At 37.2% G+C, this 25182-nt stretch carries 14 protein-coding genes and 1 riboswitch; of the genes, 5 read left to right on the top strand and 9 right to left on the bottom strand.

What is annotated here, in order from left to right; translation table 11 throughout:
• Positions 1–6435 (bottom strand): S8 family serine peptidase (locus RRB46_RS02030; RefSeq protein WP_311537290.1); only part of this gene is annotated, 6435 nt, incomplete at its 3' end.
• 227 nt (positions 6436–6662) lie between these two features.
• Entirely contained in the window at positions 6663–7940 is a 1278-nt protein-coding gene (locus RRB46_RS02035) for a ClC family H(+)/Cl(-) exchange transporter (RefSeq protein WP_297690060.1), read from the bottom strand.
• A gap of 82 nt (positions 7941–8022) precedes the next feature.
• Between RRB46_RS02035 and RRB46_RS02040 the strand changes: the two genes are divergently transcribed.
• Positions 8023–9144: an aldo/keto reductase gene (locus tag RRB46_RS02040; protein WP_311537291.1), complete on the top strand. Its 1122-nt coding sequence runs from the start codon at positions 8023–8025 to the stop codon at positions 9142–9144.
• Positions 9145–9194: 50 nt separating this feature from the next.
• Here RRB46_RS02040 and RRB46_RS02045 read toward each other — a convergent pair whose 3' ends face one another.
• Complete coding sequence (locus RRB46_RS02045; RefSeq protein WP_265212562.1) at positions 9195–9896, bottom strand: class I SAM-dependent methyltransferase; 702 nt, start codon at positions 9894–9896, stop codon at positions 9195–9197.
• Between the two features lie 66 nt (positions 9897–9962).
• A riboswitch (TPP riboswitch) is annotated at positions 9963–10050 on the bottom strand.
• An 83-nt stretch (positions 10051–10133) separates the two neighbouring features.
• On the opposite strand from RRB46_RS02045, the gene tenA reads away from it, so the two are divergent.
• On the top strand, positions 10134–10802 hold the full coding sequence (gene tenA, locus RRB46_RS02050) for a thiaminase II (RefSeq protein ID WP_296125871.1): 669 nt from the start codon (positions 10134–10136) through the stop codon (positions 10800–10802).
• A gap of 43 nt (positions 10803–10845) precedes the next feature.
• Here tenA and RRB46_RS02055 read toward each other — a convergent pair whose 3' ends face one another.
• The 3 genes from RRB46_RS02055 to RRB46_RS02065 all read right to left on the bottom strand — a co-directional run bounded on the left by RRB46_RS02055 (position 10846) and on the right by RRB46_RS02065 (position 18841).
• The gene (locus RRB46_RS02055; protein ID WP_297690055.1) at positions 10846–11325 is read right to left on the bottom strand and encodes a hypothetical protein; all 480 of its coding nucleotides are present in this window, start codon (positions 11323–11325) and stop codon (positions 10846–10848) included.
• Between the two features lie 238 nt (positions 11326–11563).
• The gene (gene rpoC / locus RRB46_RS02060; RefSeq protein ID WP_311537292.1) at positions 11564–15130 is read right to left on the bottom strand and encodes a DNA-directed RNA polymerase subunit beta'; all 3567 of its coding nucleotides are present in this window, start codon (positions 15128–15130) and stop codon (positions 11564–11566) included.
• Between the two features lie 21 nt (positions 15131–15151).
• Complete coding sequence (locus tag RRB46_RS02065; protein ID WP_311537293.1) at positions 15152–18841, bottom strand: DNA-directed RNA polymerase subunit beta; 3690 nt, start codon at positions 18839–18841, stop codon at positions 15152–15154.
• A 316-nt stretch (positions 18842–19157) separates the two neighbouring features.
• On the opposite strand from RRB46_RS02065, the gene RRB46_RS02070 reads away from it, so the two are divergent.
• Both RRB46_RS02070 and RRB46_RS02075 read left to right on the top strand, forming a co-directional pair.
• Entirely contained in the window at positions 19158–20249 is a 1092-nt protein-coding gene (locus RRB46_RS02070; RefSeq protein ID WP_311537294.1) for a hypothetical protein, read from the top strand.
• Positions 20250–20300: 51 nt separating this feature from the next.
• The gene (locus RRB46_RS02075) at positions 20301–22199 is read left to right on the top strand and encodes a fructose-1,6-bisphosphatase (RefSeq protein ID WP_311537295.1); all 1899 of its coding nucleotides are present in this window, start codon (positions 20301–20303) and stop codon (positions 22197–22199) included.
• A 36-nt stretch (positions 22200–22235) separates the two neighbouring features.
• Here RRB46_RS02075 and RRB46_RS02080 read toward each other — a convergent pair whose 3' ends face one another.
• A complete protein-coding gene (locus RRB46_RS02080) occupies positions 22236–22937 on the bottom strand; it encodes a GntR family transcriptional regulator (RefSeq protein WP_311537296.1) in 702 nt (233 codons plus the stop codon).
• The gene (locus RRB46_RS02085) at positions 22937–24067 is read right to left on the bottom strand and encodes an SIS domain-containing protein (protein ID WP_311537297.1); all 1131 of its coding nucleotides are present in this window, start codon (positions 24065–24067) and stop codon (positions 22937–22939) included. The genes RRB46_RS02080 and RRB46_RS02085 overlap by 1 nt, the downstream gene beginning before the upstream one ends.
• Before the next feature lie 163 nt (positions 24068–24230).
• Here RRB46_RS02085 and RRB46_RS02090 point away from each other — a divergent pair, with 163 nt between their 5' ends.
• A complete protein-coding gene (locus RRB46_RS02090; protein WP_311537298.1) occupies positions 24231–24617 on the top strand; it encodes a PTS fructose transporter subunit IIBC in 387 nt (128 codons plus the stop codon).
• Positions 24618–24660: 43 nt separating this feature from the next.
• On the opposite strand, the gene RRB46_RS02095 is transcribed toward RRB46_RS02090, so the two are convergent.
• Complete coding sequence (locus RRB46_RS02095; RefSeq protein WP_296127190.1) at positions 24661–25182, bottom strand: peptidylprolyl isomerase; 522 nt, start codon at positions 25180–25182, stop codon at positions 24661–24663.

Below are 25182 nucleotides of genomic sequence, written 5' to 3' on the forward strand. Positions count from 1 at the left end.
AGGAATTTCAGAAGGATCTTCTGAAGGAATTTCAGAAGGATCTTCTGAAGGAATTACAGAAGGGTCTTCTGAAGGATTTTCTGTATCACTTGGGCAAGTTATATTCCAAATCTTTGAATAATCCTCATCTTTTTTCTTTGTTTCATCAAAAGTTTGTTTATTTTCTTCTTTAACTTCTTTAGGAAGATCGTAGAAGTCTGGTTGAACACTTAGATCTGCCATAGCAAATAAGAAGGCACCTTGTGCTTTAATTTCTTCTTTTCCGTCTTTATCTTTGACTTTCCAACCCTTGAAGCCTTTACCTTCTGGAACTTCTCCCTTGTATTCTGGTAATTGGAAATCCTCTCCCTTTACAAGTTCATTTTCCTTATTATCTATTGTAATCTTGACTTTTTCTGGATCTATAAGAGTTAATGTGCCACTTTCTTTGTCAAAGCTAAATTCCTTTACCCTAGTATTGTTTGCAAAGTCTTTTACAACAAACTTGATTGTTAGCGTATTTTCCTTTATATCTTTTATATCATCTAAGGACTCGTATGCTATACCATTTACAAAGATTTGTTTGTCTTGGATTTCTCCAGCTTTATCGCCATCTCTCTTGTCTGTAACATTGAATTTGATAAATTTATCTTTTTCATATTCAATAGCTGTGTTACCATCATCCTTTTGTTCGATTTCAGGTTTTACAGTATCATAGAGGAATTGATAGTGAACTCCAACAGCCTTGGCATTAAGTTTACTATAACCAGTTTGTAGGTATACATTGCCATCCATATCTTTGACCTTGTCTGGGAATCCATTAGCCTTGTAGTCCTTCATTCCCCAGTCCATGATATCCCCATCTTTTACATCAAGCTTAATGTTAAAGTCTCTTGTATTATCTATGTGTAAATCACCGTAGATTAGGTAGTTGTCTACAACTGACTCGTTAACTCTCATTTCCCAGTTGAAACCACCCTTATCTCCTATTTTTCCTCTTAAATAGAATTCTGGTTTTCTTACATAGATTTTATTGTCCTTTGTTGGATTGAAATAGTTTCTATCCATAGTCAAATCTACTGATTTTGCATCTATAAATAGCATTCCTCCATCTTCTTTGATGGCTTCTACATTGGATTTATCATCTCCAAGATATTCCTTGCCATCTTTGCCAAGAAGAACTAGTTTAGAAGGATCATCTACAAGATTTCCATCCTTATCTATAGCTTCTCCCTTGTCATTAGTTTTAAATGTAAAGACTTGATATCTAACTATATTAAATCCGTCCAAGGCTGACATGAGAACCGATTGAGTGCTTCTACCATCTTCAACATTTCTACTATCACAGTAGATTGTTTTTTGTGATAGAGCCTTGATGTTAGGGGCAGTCTTTTGGATTTTTTCTATATCTTCCATGCTATAAACTCCATTACCATCAAGCATATCAGTTTTTCCTGGGTTAAATGTCGTAACTCTTAGGGCATATCCCTTTCTTACAATCATTTTATCATTTAATACATATTGACCCTTTTCTTTATCGAAGAACATCTTGTTTGTATCCATCTTGCTTGGATCTTTTGGTTTTTGTTTAGTTAGTTCACCTTCACCTAGTTCGATAATATTTCCATAGCTTGAAGCATATGGTGCAGCTTCCGCGGCTTCATCCTTTTTTTCTGGCATCCTTATTATAGTTTTAGCTTTTGTTTGACCCTTATCTTTTACGATAATATTCATATCTCCAGTAAAGGATAGACCATTGACTACATCATTTGTGTTTGCAAATAAGTCAAATGTTAGAGTTTTTGTTTGTGGGTCGTATTTACTTGCCTTGATTTCTATTATTTTATAGTCATTACCATAGTAGGCCTTAGCATCTTTTGATACATTATTTACTTTTCCAAGAATTTCAAAATGGCCATCCTTTGATGGACTTAACACTCCACCAAGCTTTGATTTAACATCATCAAGTTTCTCAGTTTCATATTCTAGAGCACTTCCATCATCGTAGGCTTTTATATTTCCTTTTTCATCATATTCGTAATCACACTCTACTGTTTTCATTTCACCACTTACAAAGTCATATATTTCCTTATATTTCTTTTTAATTAGTTTCTTTAGGTCTTTATTTTCAAAGTCTCTAATTGTTGAAATATTTTTATTTATTTCAAGTCTAGCTTCTCCCTCAACTGAACTTTCTTCAGCTGGTTTTGAGTCTTCATCCTTAGCTTGATTATTATTGGTATTTTCCTCTGAGCTCTTTGCATTTTTGAGTTTTTCTTCAGAAATTTCTCCAAGTTTTTTGTAAGAAGAAGAATCTTGGTCAGGATCTACTAGGTAATAAGAAATCATTCCGTTTGCATCAGCTTGCTTATCAAATTTTATCCTATGGATTTTGGTGAAGTTGCTTGCACCATCTAGGGCGATTACTTCTATGATTTTTCCTCTTAAATCTCCTGCACCGCTAATTTCGTAGATAGTATTTCCTTTATCATCAAGCTTTCTATGTCTACCTTCGCCTTCTCCAGCATATTTTACATTGAGGTTTCTTTCAACATCACCGTATTCGTCAACTATAGCTGCACCTGCATACCATACTTCGTTGGCTACTTCTTCAAATTTCTCTGGATGGTCTTTTTGATCTCTTACAAACAAGGTTTCATTTTTGTACTCATCTTTTGCCTTGTGGTAGGTATCTTTTGCTATTAATTTGATTTTGTCTGGATTAGAGAAATCAACATCGACAATCTTTGGAGCTGTATTGTCAATTTTTACTGGTATATAAGAAACTTGCCATGAATAATCCTTAGTTAATCTATATTTGAACTTGTAGAAGTATTGACCCTCAGCTATCGGTTCAAATTGACCCCTAAGTTTTGTTTCCAAGTCTTGGTTATTATTATCATCATTAGCGCCTTCTTCTCTTCCTCTAGGATTGTAAATAAGGCCATCCCATTTCAAATCTCCCAAAACTTTTAACTTGGATGACTTAATCCCCTTAGCATCGTTTCTCTTTGAGTTTAGGATTCCTCTGATGAAGTGCTCTCTAGATACAACCTTGAGGTCTTTTTGCCCTTCGCCCTCTTTGTCAGTATTTACAATTGAGATTAAGCCTTCTCTTGCACTTCTTAGAACGAGTGGGGAAGGTGTTAGCCCTGTTTCGATTTGAACTTCTTGTGGTTGTCCCTTATTATCAAGTGGATAAATTCTTGCGACTTTTGATTCGCTTTGTGATGGATCATATAATCCGTGGTTGTTATTTAGTGCAAATAAATCAGGATCTTGATCAAGTGATTTTGTATTTCCATCTTTTCTGTTTTGGATAACGGCTGCTGGATTGAATTTATCGATGTCATGTTCTCCACCTATACCCTTGTTCAAGGTTCCAGGTATTTTTGGTTTACCATCATCGTCATAACCTTCCATGGTTTTTGATTTAGAGCCTTCTTCCCAAGCCCACTTGTCAAGGATTGGCTCCTTGTTCCAATTTCCAGCAAAGCCCATAAGTGGCATTGATAGAGATGGTTGGAATACTGTCTTGTTTTCCTTGCCACACATTGCCTCAAGTTCTTCTTTAGATTCAAGTCTAATGAAGGATTCTACAAATTGGTCTTTATCTTTTGCATCTCCTACATTTATTACAGCCTTCAATTCATATGAAGAGTTTGGAGCAATTGTAAATACATCGTGTTCAAAGCTAATATTTGCACCCTTAATACTTGCTGGATGAATTTCTGGAACAATTTGTTTACCATCTGATGATTTCTCATCCTTGTAAGTTTCATCAAGTTTTAGCCTGTCGGTAAGGGAATCTGTGGTTATTGCAGATGATGAAGCCTTAAATGTGAGAGGCCTATCTGATGTATTAATCAACTTGATTGTGAAATATTTCTTTTCTCCCTTAATTTCTCTAAGTGATATAGATCCATATGAGTTTACTAGACCTTCGGAGTCAACATTTTTAAAGCTTGCTATAACATCACTTCTTAGTGCATTAGCAACGTTAATTAGACCTGCACCTTGTTGTCTTGGCGAAGCATAATATAGTGATTTTTCCTTCCAAGATGTTGGGTCCATCATAGGTCTTGCTGTGTTTTGTAGGGCAATCTTTGTAAGAGTAGTTAAGTCGATTTTATCCTCACCTTCTAGGTTTTTGAGGACAGGTTTTTCGAGCATCTCTTTTAGTTTTGGTCTAATCAATACTGTTGATGCTGCGACCACTGGTGTTGCCATACTTGTTCCTGACATATAACCATAAGTTGATTTACCATCAATTACATTTAGAGTTGATTTGATGTTCTTTCCTGGTGCTGATACATCTGGTTTTAGTAGGAGGTCACCCCTTGGACCCCATGATGTAGAGGCTGCTGGCACGATTACTTCTTCTTTATAAAGTTCCTTGTCTGTATCAGGAGCAAAGTTAAAGTCTAGCTCTTTCTCATCACCAAGCTTTGGACGGTTTTTGTTGAAGCTTTCCATATCAATTGGATAGTATTGGTCAAGCTTATCTTTGAAGTCTTCTTTCTTGTTTCTCTTAACCTCAGTTTTATTGGCTGGATCAATCATATTCCAAATTTTAAGTCCATCATCACCAGATACTGAAAATACTTGGCAAGTTGTTCCTTCATCTTCTTCGTAGCCCATGGCTGGAAGCTCTGTCCAGTTATCCCTGTTATAGTAGTTAACAGTGTTTACAACCATGATTGCGCGAGCACCCTTATCGGCAGCTCTTTTGAAGGCATATTTTAAATCCTTTGTATATATTCTATCCATAACAGCAATTTTGCCTTTAAGATTAAGCCCAACTAGATCTTCATCTTGACCCTTGCCTATATAAACAAATTTCATTTTGTCAGAGGTTTTGCTTCCGTCTTCATTACTAATAATCTTATTTTTATCGAAGAAGGTACCGATATTTCTATACTTAAAGCTTTCGCCACCAATATTTACCTTATCAAACTCTACTATTTGATTTTTAGCTGATGCAACAGCTATGGCATCTTCGTGGGCAGCAGTTCTAGTTACATTTCCTGTATCGGTCATCTTTAGTTGGTTATTAACAGCCAAGTCCCATGATGAGCTTGAAGCAGATGTTGCATAGTTACCAGTAGCAACTACCATAGGAATCCCTGCTTTTCTTAAAGCCCTAACTGCTTGCCAATATTTCTCACCAATAAGACCTGTTCCTGTAAATCCAGAAGATACAGATACTACATCAACCTTATGTTTGATTGCATCTTCGATAGCGTGAAACATTGTTTCATCACCAGCAAAGCCATCACCTGAATCTGAGTACATCTTGTAAGAAAAGATTTGAGCATTTGGTGCTATTCCGTCTATACCATTATACTTAGCTATATCCTTATCAGTATCATTACCAGCAAGGATTCCCGCTATATGCATGCCATGTGGATCATGATAGTCAGAACCATCGTCATATTTTTCGACAGTAATTTTGCCACCATTATAATAGTTAAAGGCGTGAGGAATTTTATCACTCAACCAAAAGTCCTTGTCAGTTCCCTTCATGTCCTCTTTTTTATATTTCATATAAGGCTTAGCTTCATCGTCAATTCTCATAGCCTTGTGCCTATAATCAGTTCCAGTATCGATATTTGCAATTACCATGCCCCTACCGTCAAACTTCATTACCATGTCTTTGTTAATGGCTTTTAGGTAGTCGATAGCTTCATTGACACCGATTTCTTCTCTTGCGTGATTCATCATTGGCTCAACTTTTTGAGCTCTTTCTACAGATGATATTCCTTCGATATGTTTAATCAAATCAAGATTATCTTGTTTTGTTTCAATTGCACAACCATTGAAAATTGTATTATAGGCATACAAAACTTTTGTAGAAGAAAATTTTGATATTTCCTTCATTGCCCTTTCAGCAGCCTCTTTATCTTTAAATTCGGCTATGTAGATGACTCTACCCTTATCTTTATTATCTAAAACTTTATCATCTTTCTTTTCTACAGCCTTATCATCTTTTTTTTCTACATCCTTATCATCTTTTTTTTCTACATCCTTATCATCTTTATTACCTACAGACTTATCATCTTTATTACCTACAGACTTATCATCTTTATTATCTACAGCCTTATCATCTTTCTTTTCTTCAATAGATGAATCCTTATTAAGGTCAGCTTTATGTGTATCTTCTGTTGATTTACCTTCTTTTTCATCAGACTTATCTTCTTTGAGGGAAGTTTCTAAAGCAGAAGCTTTGTCTTTGTTTTCATCTTCTTTCTTTTGTTCATTTTCTTTATCAAAAGATTCTTCACTCTTTGCTTCTTCTTTTTTTTCTGTAGTTGCTTCATTTTCACTAGCAAGGCTTTGGCTATTTGCCTCTAGCGGTTTTTCTTCTTCGCCACTTGCGAAGGAAGGCTCATTAAATAAGAATGAAATAGATAAGGCGGCAATTAATGTCGCCTTAATAATTTTTTTATTATTCATTTATTCTCCATATCCTCTATTAATTATTTATTTAACATGTTAAATATTAATTCATATTAATGTACAAAATATAAAATTGTGATAATGATTTTCAGTACCACTAATCAATTATAAAACATTTATATCACCTTGTCAATATAATCTTTATATATTTTTAACACTTGTCAAGATTTAGATAGCCGATTAATTAAACCTATATAGGCATTTATTTTGTAGTTTGCAAATAATTAATGTTTAAAGTAAGATTTTTCTGTTTTTAGAAGCCTTTCATAGAGGTCTTCGTAGAATGGTTTTGATTTAAATATTTCTGCTACTAGGTAGGCTATAAAGGATACTAGGGCTAGGCCTAGGATGTTTGAGAAGGCTCCGCCTGTCATTTCCACAATTAGGATTATGGCTGCAATTGGAGTTCTTACTATGGCTGAGAAGTGGCCTGCCATGGCTATTAAACTTATGGCAAAGATTCTTTCTGCCGGGATTAGACCCATATCAAAGAGGGCTGTGGCGTAGATATTGCCAAGGATTGCCCCTATTGCTAGGAGTGGAACTAGGGAGCCTCCTGATAGGCCCATGCCAAAGGCAAGGCTTAAGAGGAGAATTTTTGCAAAATACATATATATAAGTGTGGCCAAAGATTCGCCCCCACCTGCTGGTAGGTATATTAATTCTTCTCCTGATCCAAAAAGCCTTGGATCTACTAGTAAGGCTAGGCCTGTTATGACAAATGGGGCCAGGTATTTCACAAGGTCTGGAAGGGGAATTTTTTTGTAAACTGATTTTGCCCCTATTACCAGCTTATTAAATAAGACTCCAGAAAGGCCTGTTACTATTCCAAGGATAAGAATTATCCAAAGCCTTGCCTGGCTTACATTATCAAAAACCGGTATCTCTATTAGGCTTGGGAAGTCTCCAAAAATTAGTCCTGATGTGACTGTCGCTGCAATTATTGTTGTAGCTGATGTGAGAAAGGTCTTTATATCGTGTTTTCTAAAGACTTCTTCTACGCCAAAAATAATTGCTGCTACCGGTGCATTGAAGGCTACCGCAAAACCTGCTGCTGCCGCAGATCCTATAAAATATTTCCTCTCAAAGGTGTCATCAAAGTCTGCAAAAATATCCCCAGCAAGGCCGCCAAGCTGAACTGATGGGCCCTCCCTGCCTACTGTTAGACCTGAGCCGATGGTTAAGAAGGATGCTATGAATTTATTTATGATGGTTTTTTTTGAATTAACTTCAAATTTACCCTCCATCATCCCCATCATCACAGGGATACCTGATCCCTTAGTGTTTTTATCCTTTTTTAGGATATAAAAAGTAATAAGTCCTATGACTATTAAAAATAAAACAAATAAGGAGGAATTTAATAAATTGCCAGAAGCCTTGCTTAGGATTTCCTCCATGAAACTAGCAACTAAGCCTATGGTTTTTTTGAAAATCCCAATTAATAAACCTACAAAAATTCCTAGAATAACAAATAAATATAATTTTTTGAACGATTTTTCCATAATTCACCTCATATTTACTATACAGAAATTTTCCTTGTTAACAATTTTAAATTTGGGTAGAAATATAGTTGAGGAGGAATTTATGAAATATTTTGACTATAAGGGGAGTAAGGTCTCAAGACTCGGCTTTGGCTGTATGAGATTTAAAACCCTCGATGATGATAATGGTAAGATTGACAAGAAATACTCGGGAGAGATTATAAAAGAGGCTATAAATAAAGGACTTACATACATAGATACAGCCTACCCTTACCACAATCAGATGAGTGAAAAATTTATTGGAGAATTTATTGAGGAAAATGACCTAAGGGATAAGGTGACCATTGCAACTAAGATGCCGGTTTGGCTTGTAAATGCTTATGAAGATTATGAGAGGATTTTTAAGGAACAATTAGCTAATCTTCGTACAGCTTATTTTGATTTTTACCTAATCCATGCCCTAGATAAAAAAAAATTTGACCAAGCTGTAGAAAATGGACTTTTTGACTTCATCAAGGACATAAAAGAAAAGGGACTTGTCAAAAATATCGGCTTTTCTTTCCACGATGAATACCCGGTTTTTGAAGAAATTATCAAATCCTATCCATGGGATTTTTGCCAAATCCAGCTAAATTATCTGGATATCAACCTTCAAGCAGGTATGAAGGGCTATAAACTAGCCAAGCAAATGGGTATTCATCTTGTGATAATGGAGCCTGTAAAGGGCGGTAGACTTGCAAATCCACCTGAAGAAGTAAAGGACCTTATGAAGGATTCAGACCTTTCCCCAGCCCAAATGGCCCTTAAATTTGTCCTAAATTTAGATAATGTCATGACAGTCCTATCTGGTATGAATGACATAGACCAAGTAAGGGAAAATCTTGCTATTGCAAGTGCTGTAGAGCCAGGAAGCCTAAGTGATGAGGATAGGGATTTTTACCAAAAGGCCAGGGCAATCTATAAGTCAAGAGAGCAAATTGCCTGCACAGCTTGCGAATATTGCTTGCCTTGTACAGTTGATATTAATATACCAAAGGTCTTTGCCCTCTGGAATAACGCCCACCTTTATGACGAAAAAGAAAAATCTCAAAAGGCTTATGAAGAATATATAAAAGATGGAGTAAGCCCTGAAGAGTGCATAGAATGCGGCAAATGCGAGGGCATCTGCCCACAAAGTCTTGAAATAATAGAGGGTTTAAGAAGTGCTGATGAATATTTAAGATAAAAAGGCAAAAGCTGATGGGAGGATATTCTCCTCACTCATCAGCTTTATTTTTATTTTTGACCAACTATGGCCACATAAGAACCCTTGTCATAGCCTTCTTGGGCTTCTTCTACATAATCATCTGAATAAGCAGGATCTGTTGTTAGGGTTTGGTAGAATTTAAAGTCTTTAAAACCTACCTTTTCAAGCACATCACGCTTGTGAGGGGTTGTGGTCATTACAGTATTTGTCACAAGTTCTATTGGATATGGTGACTTTGGTAGGATTCCCTCAAAATTTGGAAGATCAAAAGTCTTTGCATAGGCAGCAAATTGGTATAAAATTCCAAAAGAGCTCTCTTTAGGCACATCGATTACTACAATGTGGCCACCTGGTTTTAAGGCCTTGTAGACAGTCTTGTAGGCACTTTCCAAATCTTCTATATATGTTGAAGAGCCATTTAGGTAGATGCAATCATAATATTCATCTTCTAATTTCGCATCCTCGATTATGCCAATAATTACATTTAAACCTCTTTTTTCTGCAATGGCAGCCATATCTTCTGATGGTTCTAGGCCGTCAGTAATTGTAATTCCCCTATCCTTTAGGGAAACTTCAAACAAACCGCTACCGCATCCTACAGATAAGGACTTTTCTGTATTTACACTCTTAAGAGCCATTTCTACTACATTTAACTCTGTAAGATACATATTTTCATTTTCCATAAACCATTGGTCATATTTATTGGCGTGTCCGTCAAATTTTGCTTTCATTTCTTCTCCTGTATGATTAAATATTCAATTAAAAAACTCCTTTTTCTATATTCGGAAAAAAGAGTTAGATTAGCTTTTTTATTTCCCTACGAAACTACTAAGTTTATCAGGTTAGCGGGTATAATCTCAGCACGAGGCACCCCGAATATAAAAGGAATATTTAATTGTTAATAATATTATAACAGTTTTCTAAGAAAAAATAAAGCAAAATCGGGTATGATTTTTAGTGGAGGAATTATGGAATTTATTGACTACTTATATGAAGAAACTAAAGACATCTGGCAAGACCTTTATAACCACCCCTTTATAGAAGGCCTTATCAGCGGAGACCTTGAGATTTCCAAATTTAAATATTATCTTGAAGAAGATTACATCTATCTTTGGGACCATGTAAAGATTTTTGCAATTGGTATTACAAAGACAAATAATAAGGAAATCATCCGAAAATTTTCCTACCTTTTGAATAATTGTATGGAAAATGAAATGGCCATCCACCGTGGGGTCATGAAAGATTTTGGCATAGATGTCGAAAAAATTGAAAAAAGACCTGCAAATCTCACTAATCTTTCCTATTCTAATTACAGGATAGCCCAATCTATGATTGGCGGCTATGAAGAAATTTTGATGGTCCTTATGGCTTGTGATTTGGGTTATGTAAATATTTTTAGGCACATAGATAGGGTAAATCCAGATGCTAAAAACCACCCAGTCTATGGGAAATTTATCACAGGCTACCTAGATCCAACCTACCTTGCTTATGTAGATGGAACTGTCGATGAGATTAATAAAATAGGAAGAGACATGGCCGATGGAAGAAGAAGGCATTTGATAGGTATCTTTAAAAATTGCCTGGTCTATGAACTTAAATTTTGGGATATGGTTTATAACGAAGGAGATTTATTTTAAAAAGCTGATGGGAGGATATTTACCTCTTCCATCAGCTTTATTTTTATTCTGGGGCATTGAGTTTGATATTTTCTTCAAAGCCTGATGGGTCTCCATTTTTGGCTTTTTCTAAAATATCATTAAAATATTTTCTTGTTGCATCATCACATTTAGCTTCTGACATATAAGTCATAGTCTTAGCTTTTTCTAACTCATCTAGTGCCTTTTGAGCTCTTGCTGGATCAGTCTTATAAGTATTTAGCCATTCCTTCTCCCAGGCTGCTTCCCAATACATACTTGCCCTTGTAGATCCAAATCCTTTTTGATATAGGTCATCATCCTTATAGTCAATCTCTTCTGGGACTTCATAGCCTTCTGGCCAGTCTAAGTTTTCCTTAGTTTTTGTAAATTCTTCTTGGATTTCTTTCTGGCTAATCATTCCTGTAGAATAATCATCCGCATCTGCCTTTCCACAAGCTGCAAGGCCAAGAGCAAGGCCGCCTACTAATAATATTGAAGATAGTTTTTTAATATTTGTTTTCATATTTTTCTCCTTTATTTTTTCTATATTATGATTATAGCAAAAATAAAAAATATGAGAATTACAATCTTTGTAAGGAAAAAGGGGTTGTTGCAAAACTATGAATAACTATCGTCCCATCACTAGATGGTTCTTGTGGGAAATTTTTGGCCTAGCCTGCCGGCTCGTGGAGGCAAAATTTTCCGCAAGGTTCATCTAGTGATTTGGGACGATTTATTCATTCTGCAACAGCCCCTTATTTTTATGCTTCTTCTATTTCTTCTTCGGCTATGGCTCTTTCTACTGATTCCACGTTTGCTCTGATTTGTTCATCTTCTAGCTCTTTGGTTTCGTAGTCGATTTCTACATCATTGTAGTATTTTAGGCCTGTACCTGCTGGTATTAGCTTACCTATGATGATGTTTTCTTTTAGACCTCTTAGGTCATCTACCTTGCCCTTGATTGAAGCATCTGTTAGAACTCTGGTTGTTTCTTGGAAGGATGCTGCTGATAGCCAGCTGTCTGTGGCAAGAGATGCCTTGGTTATACCAAGAAGCTCTTGTTCATAGATTGCTGGTCTTTTTCCTGCTTCTTCCATTTCCTTGTTTACTAGATCTACTTCACGTCTATCTTGCAAGCTTTCTGGTAGGAATTCTGTATCTCCTGAGTCTATGATTTTTACTTTCTTTAGCATCTGACGAGCTATTACTTCGATGTGTCTGTCGTCGATTTCAACACCTTGTTGTCTATATACTTTTTGGACTTCCTTGGTGATGTAGTCTTGAACTCCAACCTTGCCTAGTACATCTAGGACATCATGTGGATCTAGGGAACCTTCTGTTAGTTGGGCACCTATTTCTACATAATCGCCATCTCTTACTAGGATTCTTGAACCAAATGGTATCTTGTATTCTCTAGCTTGGCCATCTTCGCCTACTATTTCTACGTCAGTTTTCTTTTCGTTTTGGATTAGACGAACCTGGCCTGAGTTTGCTGCTATGAAGGCAAGTCCCTTTGGCTTACGAGCTTCAAAAAGCTCCTCAACCCTTGGAAGACCTTGGGTGATTCCAACGCCTGCTATACCACCGGAGTGGAAGGTACGCATGGTTAGCTGGGTACCCGGTTCACCGATTGATTGGGCTGCTATGATTCCTACAGCCTCACCGATGTTTACGTGCTTGCCTGTAGCTAGGTTTCTACCGTAGCATTTAGCACATACACCTTGTTTTGACTTACACTCTAGGACTGAACGAAGTTTTACTTCTTTGATGCCAGCCCCTACGATTTTGTCAGCTAAGTCTTCGTCTATTACTTCATCCTTATGGACAATTATCTCGCCTGATTCATCTTTTATATCTTCAAAGGATGTACGGCCTACGATTCTTGTCTTTAGGTCTTCTATCAATTCGTTGCCATCTTTAAATTCGTGGGCTACAACGAAACCATCTGAATGGCAGTCATCTTCTGTTACTATGACATCTTGAGATATATCTACCATCCTACGGGTTAGGTAACCTGAGTCGGCTGTTCTTAGGGCTGTATCTGTTAGACCCTTACGAGAACCGTGGGTTGATATAAAGTACTCTTGTACTGATAGACCTTCTCTAAAGTTAGCCTTGATTGGAATCTCGATGATTTTACCATCGGCCTGACTCATAAGTCCACGCATACCGCCTAGCTGTCTGATCTGGTTGGTTGAACCACGGGCACCAGAATCAGCAAAGATTTTGATGTTGTTGTCATCTCTTAGGTCTGAAAGTAGGGCATCTGTAACCTTGTTGGTTGTATCTTGCCAGATTTCAATTACCTTTTCATATCTTTCTTGGTCAGTTATAAGACCACGTCTATAAAGCTTGTCGTACTTATCAACTGCCTTATCAGCTTCATCTATTAGTGGCCATTTTTCAGCTGGGATTTTTACATCGTCCATTGATACTGTTAGGCCTGATAGGGTTGAGTATTTGTAGCCTGTGTGCTTGATGTAGTCAAGAACTTCGGCTGTTTTTATGTTACCATGTTTTCTAAAGCACCTATCGATTATATCTTTTAGGGTTCCAGAATCTGCAACTGTGTCTATTTCTAGTGAATATGGATCTTCTTTTCTATTTACATAGCCTAAATCTTGTGGAATACCTTCATTGTAAATAAATCTACCTACTGATGAAGTTACAATCTTTCCTGGATCCATTTCATCTTTTTTGATTCTTACGCCAATTTTTGTTTGGTATTCTACAAGTCCATTCACTAGGGCCTTGTACATTTCATTTGTAGATTCAAATACCATTCCCTCACCCTTGGCTCCTTCTTTGATGGTTGTTAGGTAATAAGCACCTAATACCATATCCTGAGATGGGGTTGTGATTGGCTTACCATCTTTAAGGCCTAGGATGTTGTTTGTTGACATCATTAGTAGTCTTGCTTCAATTTGGGCTTCGTTTGATAGTGGAAGGTGGATAGCCATCTGGTCACCATCGAAGTCGGCGTTGAAGGCATTACATGCTAATGGGTGAAGCTTGATTGCCTTTCCTTCTACTAGAGTTGGTTCAAAAGCTTGGATACCAAGTCTGTGGAGGGTCGGAGCACGGTTTAGAAGTACTGGATGGTCTTTGATAACCTCTTCTAGGACTTCATATACTCTTGGGTCCTTTTTCTCTACCATTTTCTTGGCTGTCTTTAGGTTGTGGGCTAGGTCTTTTTCTACTACCTTGTTCATGATAAATGGCTTAAATAACTCAAGGGCCATCTCTTGTGGAAGACCACATTGGTTGAACTTAAGGTCTGGACCTACTACGATTACCGAACGTCCTGAATAGTCTACCCTCTTACCTAGAAGGTTTTGTCTAAATCTACCAGATTTACCCTTTAGGAGGTCTGATAGGGACTTCATGTTTCTATTTGAGGCTCCTGTTACAGCTCTTCCCCTACGACCGTTGTCTATTAGGGCATCGACTGCTTCTTGGAGCATTCTCTTTTCGTTTCTGACGATTATTTCTGGAGCACCTATATCAAGGAGTCTTTTTAGTCTGTTATTTCTGTTGATTACTCTTCTGTATAGGTCGTTTAAGTCAGATGTTGCAAATCTTCCACCTTCTAGTTGGACCATTGGTCTTAATTCTGGTGGCATCACTGGAAGGACATCTAGGATCATCCATTCAGGCTTGTTGCCACTTGTTAAGAAGGCATCTACTACTTCTAGTCTTCTTGATACTCTTACCTTTTTTTGGTTTGATGATTCATCAAGCTCTTTTAGAAGAAGTTCGTATTCTCTTTCAAGGTCGATGTTTTGAAGGAGTTCTTTTACTGCTTCTGCACCCATTGCTGCCTTAAATTCTGTATCGTCTGGATATTGTTCAAGTATATCTTGGTATTCTGTTTCTGAGATTTCTTGTTTTTCTACTAGATCTGTTGAACCTGGGTTGATTACTACATAGGATGCAAAGTAGAGGATCTTCTCTAATACTCTTGGGCTCATGTCAAGGAGAAGTCCCATTTTAGATGGGATTCCCTTGAAGAACCAAATGTGACTTACTGGAGCTGCTAGCTCTATGTGTCCCATTCTTTCACGTCTTACTTTTGATTTTGTGACTTCTACTCCACATTTTTCGCACACTACGCCCTTATATCTCATGCGTTTGTATTTACCACAAGAACATTCATAGTCCTTGGTTGGTCCAAATATTTTTTCGCAGAAAAGGCCATCTTTTTCAGGCTTTAGGGTCCTATAGTTTATTGTTTCTGGTTTTTTAACTTCACCATGAGACCAACTTCTTATTTTTTCTGGCGATGCGACTTTCATCCTCATGCCGATAAATTCTTTTAATTCGCTCAATTCAAACTTCCTAACTATGACTTAAGCCTCTTCACCCTCTACTTCTGCAGCCTTTACTTCTTCAGCTTTTGCAGAGGCATTGGATAAAAGTTTGCTTTGGTTTCTTATCTTTGATGCATCTATCTTTTCTACTTGAGAAAATCTATCTTGTTCGTCTATGTTTTCTTTAAGTTCTACGACTTCACCCTTATCATCTAGAAGCTCTACATCTAGGGCTAGGGATTGTAATTCTTTTACAAGTACCTTAAATGATTCTGGTGTTCCTGGTTCTGGGATATTTTCACCCTTTACTATTGATTCGTAGGTCTTAACTCTTCCAGTTACATCGTCTGATTTGACTGTCAAGATTTCTTGGAGGGTATGGCTTGCACCATATGCTTCTAGGGCCCAAACCTCCATCTCTCCAAATCTTTGTCCACCAAATTGTGCCTTACCACCTAGAGGTTGTTGGGTTACTAGGGAGTATGGTCCGATTGACCTGGCGTGGATTTTTTCTTCTACCATGTGGTGGAGTTTGAGCATGTACATTACTCCGACTGTTACAGGGTTTTCAAACTCTAAACCAGTTCTACCATCACGTAGTTTGATCTTACCTGTCTTATTTACATATGGGGCAACTTTCTTTGCTTCTTCTAGGACTTCTTCGATTTCTGTATCCATAGCACCATCAAATACTGGTGTTGCTATCTTCCAACCTAAGGTTCTTGCTGCAAGACCCATGTGCACTTCTAGTACCTGACCAAGGTTCATACGGCTTGGGATACCTAGTGGGTTTAGGCAGATTTGGATTGGGGTTCCATCTGGTAAGAATGGCATGTCTTCTCTTGGTAGAATTCTTGAAACGACACCCTTGTTACCGTGGCGACCGCACATCTTATCTCCTACCATGATTTTTCTCTTGGTAGCTACATAGACTCTTATAACTTTATTTACACCTGGAGATAATTCATCTCCGTCTTTTTTGTTGTATTCTTTGACATCAACTACGATTCCCTTTTCACCGTGAGGTACTTTTAGGGATGTATCTCTAACTTCTCTTGCCTTTTCACCAAAGATTGCACGAAGTAGTCTTTCTTCAGGAGATAGTTCAGTTTCTCCCTTTGGAGATACCTTACCTACAAGGATATCACCACTTGTCACTTCAGCTCCGATTCTGATTACACCATTTTCATCAAGGTCTTTTTTCATATCATCGCCGACATTTGGTATATCTTTTGTAATTTCTTCTGCACCTAGCTTGGTTTCTCTTGCTTCACATTCGTGTTCTTCGATGTGGACTGAAGTTAGAACGTCGTTGATTACTAGCTCTTCGTTAAGGAGCATAGCATCCTCGAAGTTGTAACCTTCCCATGTTGTAAAGGCTATTAGGATATTTTTACCTAGGGCTAGCTCTCCTTGTTCTGTTGATGGACCATCTGCGATTACTTGATCAGCTTTTACTTCTTCGCCAAGCTCTACAATTGGTCTTTGGTTGATAGTAGTACCTTGGTTGGCTCTTTCAAATTTAAGTAGGTCATAGGTGATTATTTCGCCATCTGAGTCTGACTTAACTTTGATCTTATCACCTGATACATAGACAACTTTTCCTGCTTCTTTGGATACTACACATACGCCTGAGTCCTTTGCAGCCCTATGCTCAATTCCTGTAGCTACTATTGGGGCTTGGGATTTGATTAGTGGTACTGCCTGACGCTGCATGTTGGCACCCATGAGGGCACGGGTAGAGTCGTCGTTTTCAAGGAATGGTATTAGAGAAGCTCCAACTGATACTATCTGTTGAGGTGATACGTCCATGTATTGGATGGCATCTCTTGGATAAATATCATTTTCACCCTTATAACCACGGCCTGATACCCTGTCATTTATAAATACGTTGTTTTCATCTAGTGGTTCATTGGCTTGAGCAATGATGAAATTATCTTCTATATCTCCTGTTAGATATACAATATCATCTGTTACATGGCCACCTGCTTCTACCTTTCTATAAGGTGTTTCTATGAAGCCATATTTATTTACTCTAGCATAGGTTGTAAGAGATGTGATTAGACCGATGTTTGGTCCTTCTGGGGTTTCTATCGGACAGATCCTACCATAGTGAGAATCGTGAACGTCTCTTACTTCAACTCCTGCCCTATCTCTTGATAGACCGCCTGGTCCTAGGGCTGATAGTCTTCTCTTGTGAGTAAGCTCACTCATTGGGTTGGTTTGGTCCATGAACTGTGATAATTGGGATGAACCGAAGAATTCCTTTATAACAGCTGTCACAGGCTTGATGTTGATTAGGCCTTGTGGTGTTGCTATATCTGGGTCTTGGGTTGTCATTCTTTCACGGACTACTCTTTCCATACGAGCAAGACCTACCCTAAATTGGTTTTGTAATAATTCTCCAACTCCTCTGACACGACGGTTGCCTAGATGGTCTATATCATCTGTTTCGCCTACACCTTCAAAGAGGTTGAATTGGTAGTTTACTATTGCAAGTATATCAGCTTTTGTGATATTTTTAGGACAAAGTTCTTTCTTTCTTCTTTGAATGAGTTTTACAAGCTCTTCATCATCACTAGCTTCATCAATTATTTCTCTCATTACTGGATAATAAACTTTTTCGCTTAGTTCATCATAATCAATATCTAGGCCTTCTAGCTCTTCAAATGAGTGAACGTCTACAAAGTTATTTCCAACTATTCTTAGGGTTTGTTCCTTGCCATCTGAGTTAATTTTGTTGATATCAACTGTAACTATTCCAGAATTTTCGATAGCTAGGGCAGTTTCCCTATCAATTACTTCACCTTCTTTGACAAAGATTTCGCCTGTTTCACTATTAACTACATCTCTTGCAGCTTTTTCGCCTTCAATTCTATTAGCTAGGGCAAGTTTTAGGTTATATTTATACCTACCAACTCTGGCAAGGTCGTATCTTCTATCATCAAAGAGGAGGTTATTTATTAGGGTTGTGGATGATTCTAGGGAAGCAGGATCACCTGGTTTAAGCTTTCTATAAATTTCTATTAAAGCTTCTTCGCTAGTTTCAGAATTTTCCTTCTCTAGGGTATTTCTTAAGTGTTTAGTATCACCTAGAGCCTCAATTATTTCCTCATCTGTTTCAAATAAAAGGGCACGAACAAGGGTTGTAGCTGGTAATTTTCTTGTTCTATCTAATCTGACATTTACAGTATGGCTGGCGTCAGTATCAAATTCTATCCATGCACCACGGTTTGGTATAACTGTGGATGAATATTGCTTATCCCCGCTCTTATCAGTCTCTTCTGCATAATATACGCCCGGACTTCTTACAAGCTGGCTTACTATAACTCTTTCAGCACCATTTATAACAAATGTTGCAGAATCAGTCATCATTGGGAAATCACCCATGAAGACTTCTTGTCTTTTGATTTCACCAGTTTCTTTATTAAATAAGATAGCCATAACCTTTAGGTCTCTAGCATAGGTTAAGTCTTTGTATTTAGCTTCTTTTAGGGTATACTTTGGTTCTTTTTCAAACTCATAGCCTGTAAATTCAAGGCTGAGCTTGCCATTATAATCCTCAATTGGCGAAATGTCTTCTAGGATTTCTCCAAGACCTTCATTAATAAACCAATCATATGAATCTTTTTGAACTTTTAATAAATTTGGTAAATCTAAGACTTCAGGAAACTTTGAGAAGGACATTCTCTCGGTTTTCCCATATAACTTCTTGTGATATTGGGCCATTGTTACTCCTTACTGTTTGCAAACTTCAAATGACAAATTCTACTTGTCTATAAGATAAAAAAAATCTCCATAAATAGATTTCTAGCAATTGTATATTATACTTCAAAACAATCAACCTTCAAGTCTTTTATTGAGATTTCTCCTTATATTCTATATATTCTCTTGGAACTATTTTATAAAACTATCTAAATATGATATCAGATAATATAGATTTGTCAATTATCTAATAGTATTTTTTTATCTTTCTTCTATTATACATTTATAAAATATATAAACAATCAGAAATTTATGATATAATATAAGTAATGGAGGAGATATGAAAGACTTAATTAAATTTTTTTCAATAATAACAGGCCTTTTTAGGTCTATAATAAGCATCCTGTTGTTTTTTGCTGTAGGCTTTATAGTATTTGTCGATAATAACCTATACTTAGCCGCCTTTGACCTAATAGGGATCACAAGTATAGCCAGGTCTATCCTAAAACCCTTAAGCCTAATTTTAGTATTAATTGCCTTTATTATTAACACAATTGTCGCTAGAAATATCTTTAAGGCTGGAGAAAATGGCAAAAGCCACCCATCAAATATTTTCTTTGCCCTAATATTTTTGGCTATAGATGGATTTTTACTCATAACTTTTAGGGAAAAACTTCTATTTATCCTTGTAGGCTTCAATGGACTTTTATTATTAAATTCACTTATAGGCTTAATTGGCAAAGTTAGGGGTATATACGGAATAGAGGGATTTAAGCAAACTAAGACAGAATACATCGAAATTAACCAAAACAATACCGATAATTCTGATCATGTTTTAAAATCTGATGAGGTAAAGCTTCTTAAAAATGAAGAAGTGAAAATCGATGGCCAGACAAAAATAAAGACCAGTCAGCTAATTGAGAAAGATACCGAATCAGAAGAAAAAGCCGCTGACAATGTAGAAGTAACTGATTCTGAGGAAAAAGATTCTGAGGAAAAGGACGAAGTGGTAGAAAAAAAACCAGTAACCCTAGCTGATATTAAAGAACAAGAAAAGGCTGCTAAGATAGAAGTGCCATCCGAAGAAGTTTCTAAAAATGAAGCCCTTGATAAAAGTAGCGAAATATCTGAGGATGAAGAAACTTCTGAAGAGCAACAAAATACAGCAGTAGAAGAAGTTAAGGCTTCTAATGAGCCTGTCCCTAATGAAGAGCCAGAAGAAAACAAAAAGGCTGATGACCTTATCATTAAGGAAACAAACTTAGATGACCTAAAGAAAAAATCTCACGAGAATTTAAAGACCAACAAGGTAATCATGACTGATAATAGCGATATGACCTATGATCCTGATTTGGCAGAAGATTTTCAAAAAGCAGAAGATGAAAGAATCTACGATAAATCAACATTTGTAAAAGAGGAAAGAAATGAGTAATTGCCCGATTTTCGGGCCTTTGCTCTTTTAATTTTAAGGAAAGGAAAAAATATGGATAAAACTTACCATGAACTAATCAAAACCCTCTACCCAAACAAGAACACCATCCAAGATGAGCTAATTTTGCTAACTAGCCAGCAGTTCCTACCTAAGGGAACCGAATATTTTTTCTCTGATATACATGGGGAAAGCGATGCCTTTTTGCATTTACTCAGGTCTGCCTCAGGTAATATTAGGGATAAAATCCAAAAGCTCTTTGGTGATACCCTAGAAAAGCGTGATCAGGATGACCTAGCTAAGCTAATCTATGACCCAGACATTGTCCTAAAAGAACTAAGAACTAAAGAAAAAATCACCGCCGACTACCTTACCATAACCATTCACAGGCTAATAAACCTCCTCAAATTCGTCTCAACCAAGTATCCAAAAGATTATGTAAAGAGCAAGTTCCCTCAAAAATATAACCTAATCCTTGACGAACTCCTCTACACCAACGACTCCGAGTACAACAAGCGTGCCTACTATGAATCCTTGGTATCAAATATTGTCTCCTACCAAACAGCCTATGACTTTATAAAAGTCCTCTGTGCCCTAATCCAGAGGGTATCTGTCGATAAGCTCCACATAGTTGGTGATATCTATGACAGGGGTCCATCCCCACATATAATCATGGATGAACTTCTAACCTTCCCAAATGTGGACTTCCAATGGGGCAACCACGATGTAGCCTGGATGGGAGCTTGTGCTGGAAATACTGCCCTAATTGCAGCTTGCGTGGCAGATGCCATCAAATACAACAACTTTGACATGCTAGAAGATGGCTACGGAATCAACCTCAGGGTCCTTTTTGAATTTGCCATGGAAACTTATGGCGATGACCCATGCCTATATTTTAAACCAAGAATCTATGACGATAATATTTATGACAATATCACCCTAGAAGCTGCTGCTAAGATGCACAAGGCAATTTCTATAATCAGGTACAAGCTAGACTACGCACTTATTGAGCGAAATCCTGATATGAATATGGATAACAGAAACGCCCTCAAATTCATAAACTTTGATAATTTTACCTATAAGGGCGCCAAGCTTAGGGATACAAACTTTCCTACCATAGATCCAAAGAATCCATCCAAGTTGACCAAGGAAGAGGCAAACGTAATCCATGTCCTAAAGCAAGACTTCATCAAAAATGACAAGTTAAATGCTCACGTGAAATTCCTCTACCAAAATGGAGCCATGTACCAGGTAGAAAATGGGTCTCTCCTCTTCCACGGCTGCATCCCACTTACAAAGGAAGGCCAGCTCCAAGAAGTCGAAATCAAAGGTGTGACCTACAAGGGCAAAAACCTCATGGATAAATTTGATAGGCTAGCCAGGGATGCCTACTTTACAAACGACCTCTTTGCCAAGGATATGATGTGGTATTTAATAAGCGGCAGGTATTCTCCAATTTTTGGAAAGAGCCAGTATTCATACTTTGAAAATGTCTTTGTAGATGATAAGGCCCTTAGAAAAGAGCACTACAACCCTTACTACGACCTTTGCGAAAAAGAAGAAATCGTAGATATGATCCTGGATGAATTTGGAGTTACAGGCTCCAGAAGAAGGATAATAAATGGCCACGTACCAGTCATAACAGAAGCTGGCGAAAGTCCAATCAAGGCAGGCGGCAAGCTTTATGTAATAGATGGCGGCATCTCCAAGCCTTACCAAGCCAAAACAGGAATTGCAGGCTATACCCTAGTCTTTAACTCCCACCACGTAGCCCTTGCTGAACATAAGACCTATGAATCAATCACAGATAAGGTTTCATCCTACACCCCAAACATTAAGGAAGTTGAGATAATGAATCCAAGGATGCTCAGAAAAGATACAGATGAAGGCAAGAAGAACGCAGAAAAAATAAAACTCTTGCAAGAGCTTTTAAAAATTTACGAAAATAAGTAAGCACATAAAAATCAGCCCAAATGATAGGGCTGATTTTTAGCTGTGGGTATATGAAGTTTCATAATAGAAGAGGTCTGCCCTTGCGCAGGATAGGGTATATTCTATAAGATCATCTTCTAAATCGTAGGACAGCCTGCTTATTTTAAGGCAAGGGCTCTTATCCTCTAGGTTCATCGTTTTTGCCACTTGACTTGTCATAGACGATACCGAAAATCTTTCCTTTATATTATAAATCTTTGACTTATAATCTTCTTCGAAAATATCATATAGGGGTTTATTTTCTAGTAGATTTTTGTCGATTTCCTTGAACCTCTCATAAGGGATGAGGGTTGTTTCATGCATCATGGCTAGGTCATCTGCAATTCTTAGTCTTGTAAAGGCAATGACCTTAAAGCCTTCCTTTTCTTCAAAGATTTCTCTTTCTTCGGGACTTGCCTGTCTTATTTCAAAGCTTAGGACTAGGGATTTTGGTGTTTTGCCATTTTTTCTGGTTTGTTCTGTAAAGGAATAGTAGTTTGATAAGTTTTCCTTATTACTTTCCCTGACGAAGGTCCCCCTGCCTTGGACTTGATAGAGGATGCCTGAGTTTACTAAATATCCTAAGGCTTTTCTTACTGTTGTCCTTGATACTTTATAATCATAGCATAGCTGTCTTTCTGATGGAAGCTTGGCTCCCTTTTCCATGGTGGATATTTTTACCATCAAGTCGTCTATGAGATTTGAATATAGGCTTGACATTACTTATACTCGTGGATTGTTACGCCTTTTACAACTCTATTTACTGTGTGACTTGCTGATGGATTGTCTGGTGTATTTCCTACTCTTAGGCTTGTTATTAATGATACTAGCTGAGCAAATACTATATAAGCTGCTGCTAGGTAGGCATCATTTATCCCTTCTGATTTTAGTACAAATTCATATGGGCGATTTATTTCTTCATTTGTTATGCCTATTATTTTAGGAGCAATTCCATCCGATTTTATTTCGTCTAGGATGTCTATGTCGTAGGCTTTGGTGTATTCATTTTCTGATACAAATGATATGACTAGGGTCTTTTCGTTTATGAAGGATTTTGGGCCATGTCTAAAGCCCATGGAGCTATCCCAGATTGTTGCTACTTTGCCTGCTGTGAGTTCTAGAATTTTTAGTCTTGCTTCTTTGGTTAGTTTTCCTAGTGGGCCTGATCCCAGATAGACTACTCTGTCGAAGTCAGAGTTTACTAGGTCTTCTATTTCTTGACTTCTTTCATAAATTTCTTTGGCTATTGTTGATAGTTTTTCTACTATTTCTGCCTTATTCTGTGTTTTTGTATCAAAGATTAATAGACTTGCTAGGAGCATTGATGAAAAGGAGTTTGTCATGGCAAAACCCTTGTCATTGGTGTATTCTGGGTTTAAGAATACATATGATTTTGGATCTTCTTTTAGATTTGCTGCTAGTTTTCCATTTTCTGCACAGGTTATTGGAAGGTTGTAGAAGTCATCTACTAGCTGTCCACCAAGCTCTACAGCCGCTAGGGATTCTGGCGAATTTCCGCTTCTAGCAAAAGATACTAAGAGGGTCTTCCTGCCCTTTTCAAAGTGAAGATAAGGGGCTGATACAAGATCTGTTGTAGCTATTGATTCAAATTCAAAGTCTCCGTGACTTTTTAGGTAGTCTGTTGCGATATTTCCAACATATTCGCTGGTGCCTGCCCCTGTAAAGATTACCTTGCAATCTTTGCCAATCTTTGCAAGGTAATCTTCTATATCAGCTTTTCTTTCTTCATATAAACTATAAATTTCTAGCCAAGTGTTAGCCTGGGCAAAAATCTCTGTATAGGTGTTTTTAAAATCTCTTTCTTCTAACTTTGTCTTATCAAGTAACATCACAAATCTCCTTTGTACCTAAAATTTCCTAAGTATGGTAATTACCATTTTATATTACTGTATATGAAATTGGTATTTATGTCAAGAGCCAATGATAATTGACAAGTAATTTATTTTATCTTACAATTATTATAGTAATTTAAGTAAATACTAAGGAGTTTTTATGACAAACGGAATCATCGCTGTAAGCCACGCTTCTCTTGCAAGTGGGGTCTATTCAGCTGTAAAGATGGTCGCTGGAGAATTTGATAATATTAGAATTGAAGAATTTAAGAAAAATCAATCTTATGAAGATTTTGATCAAAGAATTGAAGCAGCTTACCATAGTCTGGCTGATTCTTGTAAAAATATTATAGTTTTTGCCGATATGGCAGGGGGAACTCCCTTTAATAGGGCAGTTCTGACCTTGGGAAAATTTCCCAATGTCAAAGTTCTTGCCGGCCTTAACTTTGCAGGACTATATAAGGCACTTGAGCTTGAAACTGAAAACATTGATGATCTTGTAGAAGAAATTATCGAATATTCAAAACAATCTTTAATGGTATTTTAAAAAATCTAGCCTGTTGGATAAGAATCCTAGGCTAGATTTTTTATTACTCTATTATTTCAGGCTCATCGTAGTCAAGACCAAAGGTGTCTACGCTTGCCTTTGCGATTTTTACCTCTTCTTTTGGTCTGTCATTTCTGTCAGTTTTTGCTTCTGCTATCTTATCTACCACATCCATTCCTTCGATGACCTTACCAAAGGCCGCATAGGCTCCGTCTAGGTGTGGGCTATCCTTATGCATGATAAAAAATTGACTGCCGGCTGAATCTGGCATGAAGCTTCTTGCCATGGAGATTACTCCCCTATCGTGTTTTAGGTCATTTCTAAAACCATTTTGAGAAAATTCCCCTTTTATAGCATAGCCTGGGCCTCCCATGCCTGTTCCTTCAGGATCTCCTCCTTGGATCATGAAATTTTTGATGACCCTGTGAAAGATTAGTCCGTCATAAAAATCGTGATTTACTAGTGATATAAAGTTTTTAACTGTATTTGGAGCGATTTCTGGGAAAAGTTCTAACTTTATCTCATCTCCGCTTTCCATTTCAAATGTTACTATTGGATTTGTCAT

The organism is uncultured Anaerococcus sp. (assembly GCF_963512375.1).
In the GTDB taxonomy this organism is placed as follows: Bacteria; Bacillota; Clostridia; order Tissierellales; family Peptoniphilaceae; genus Anaerococcus.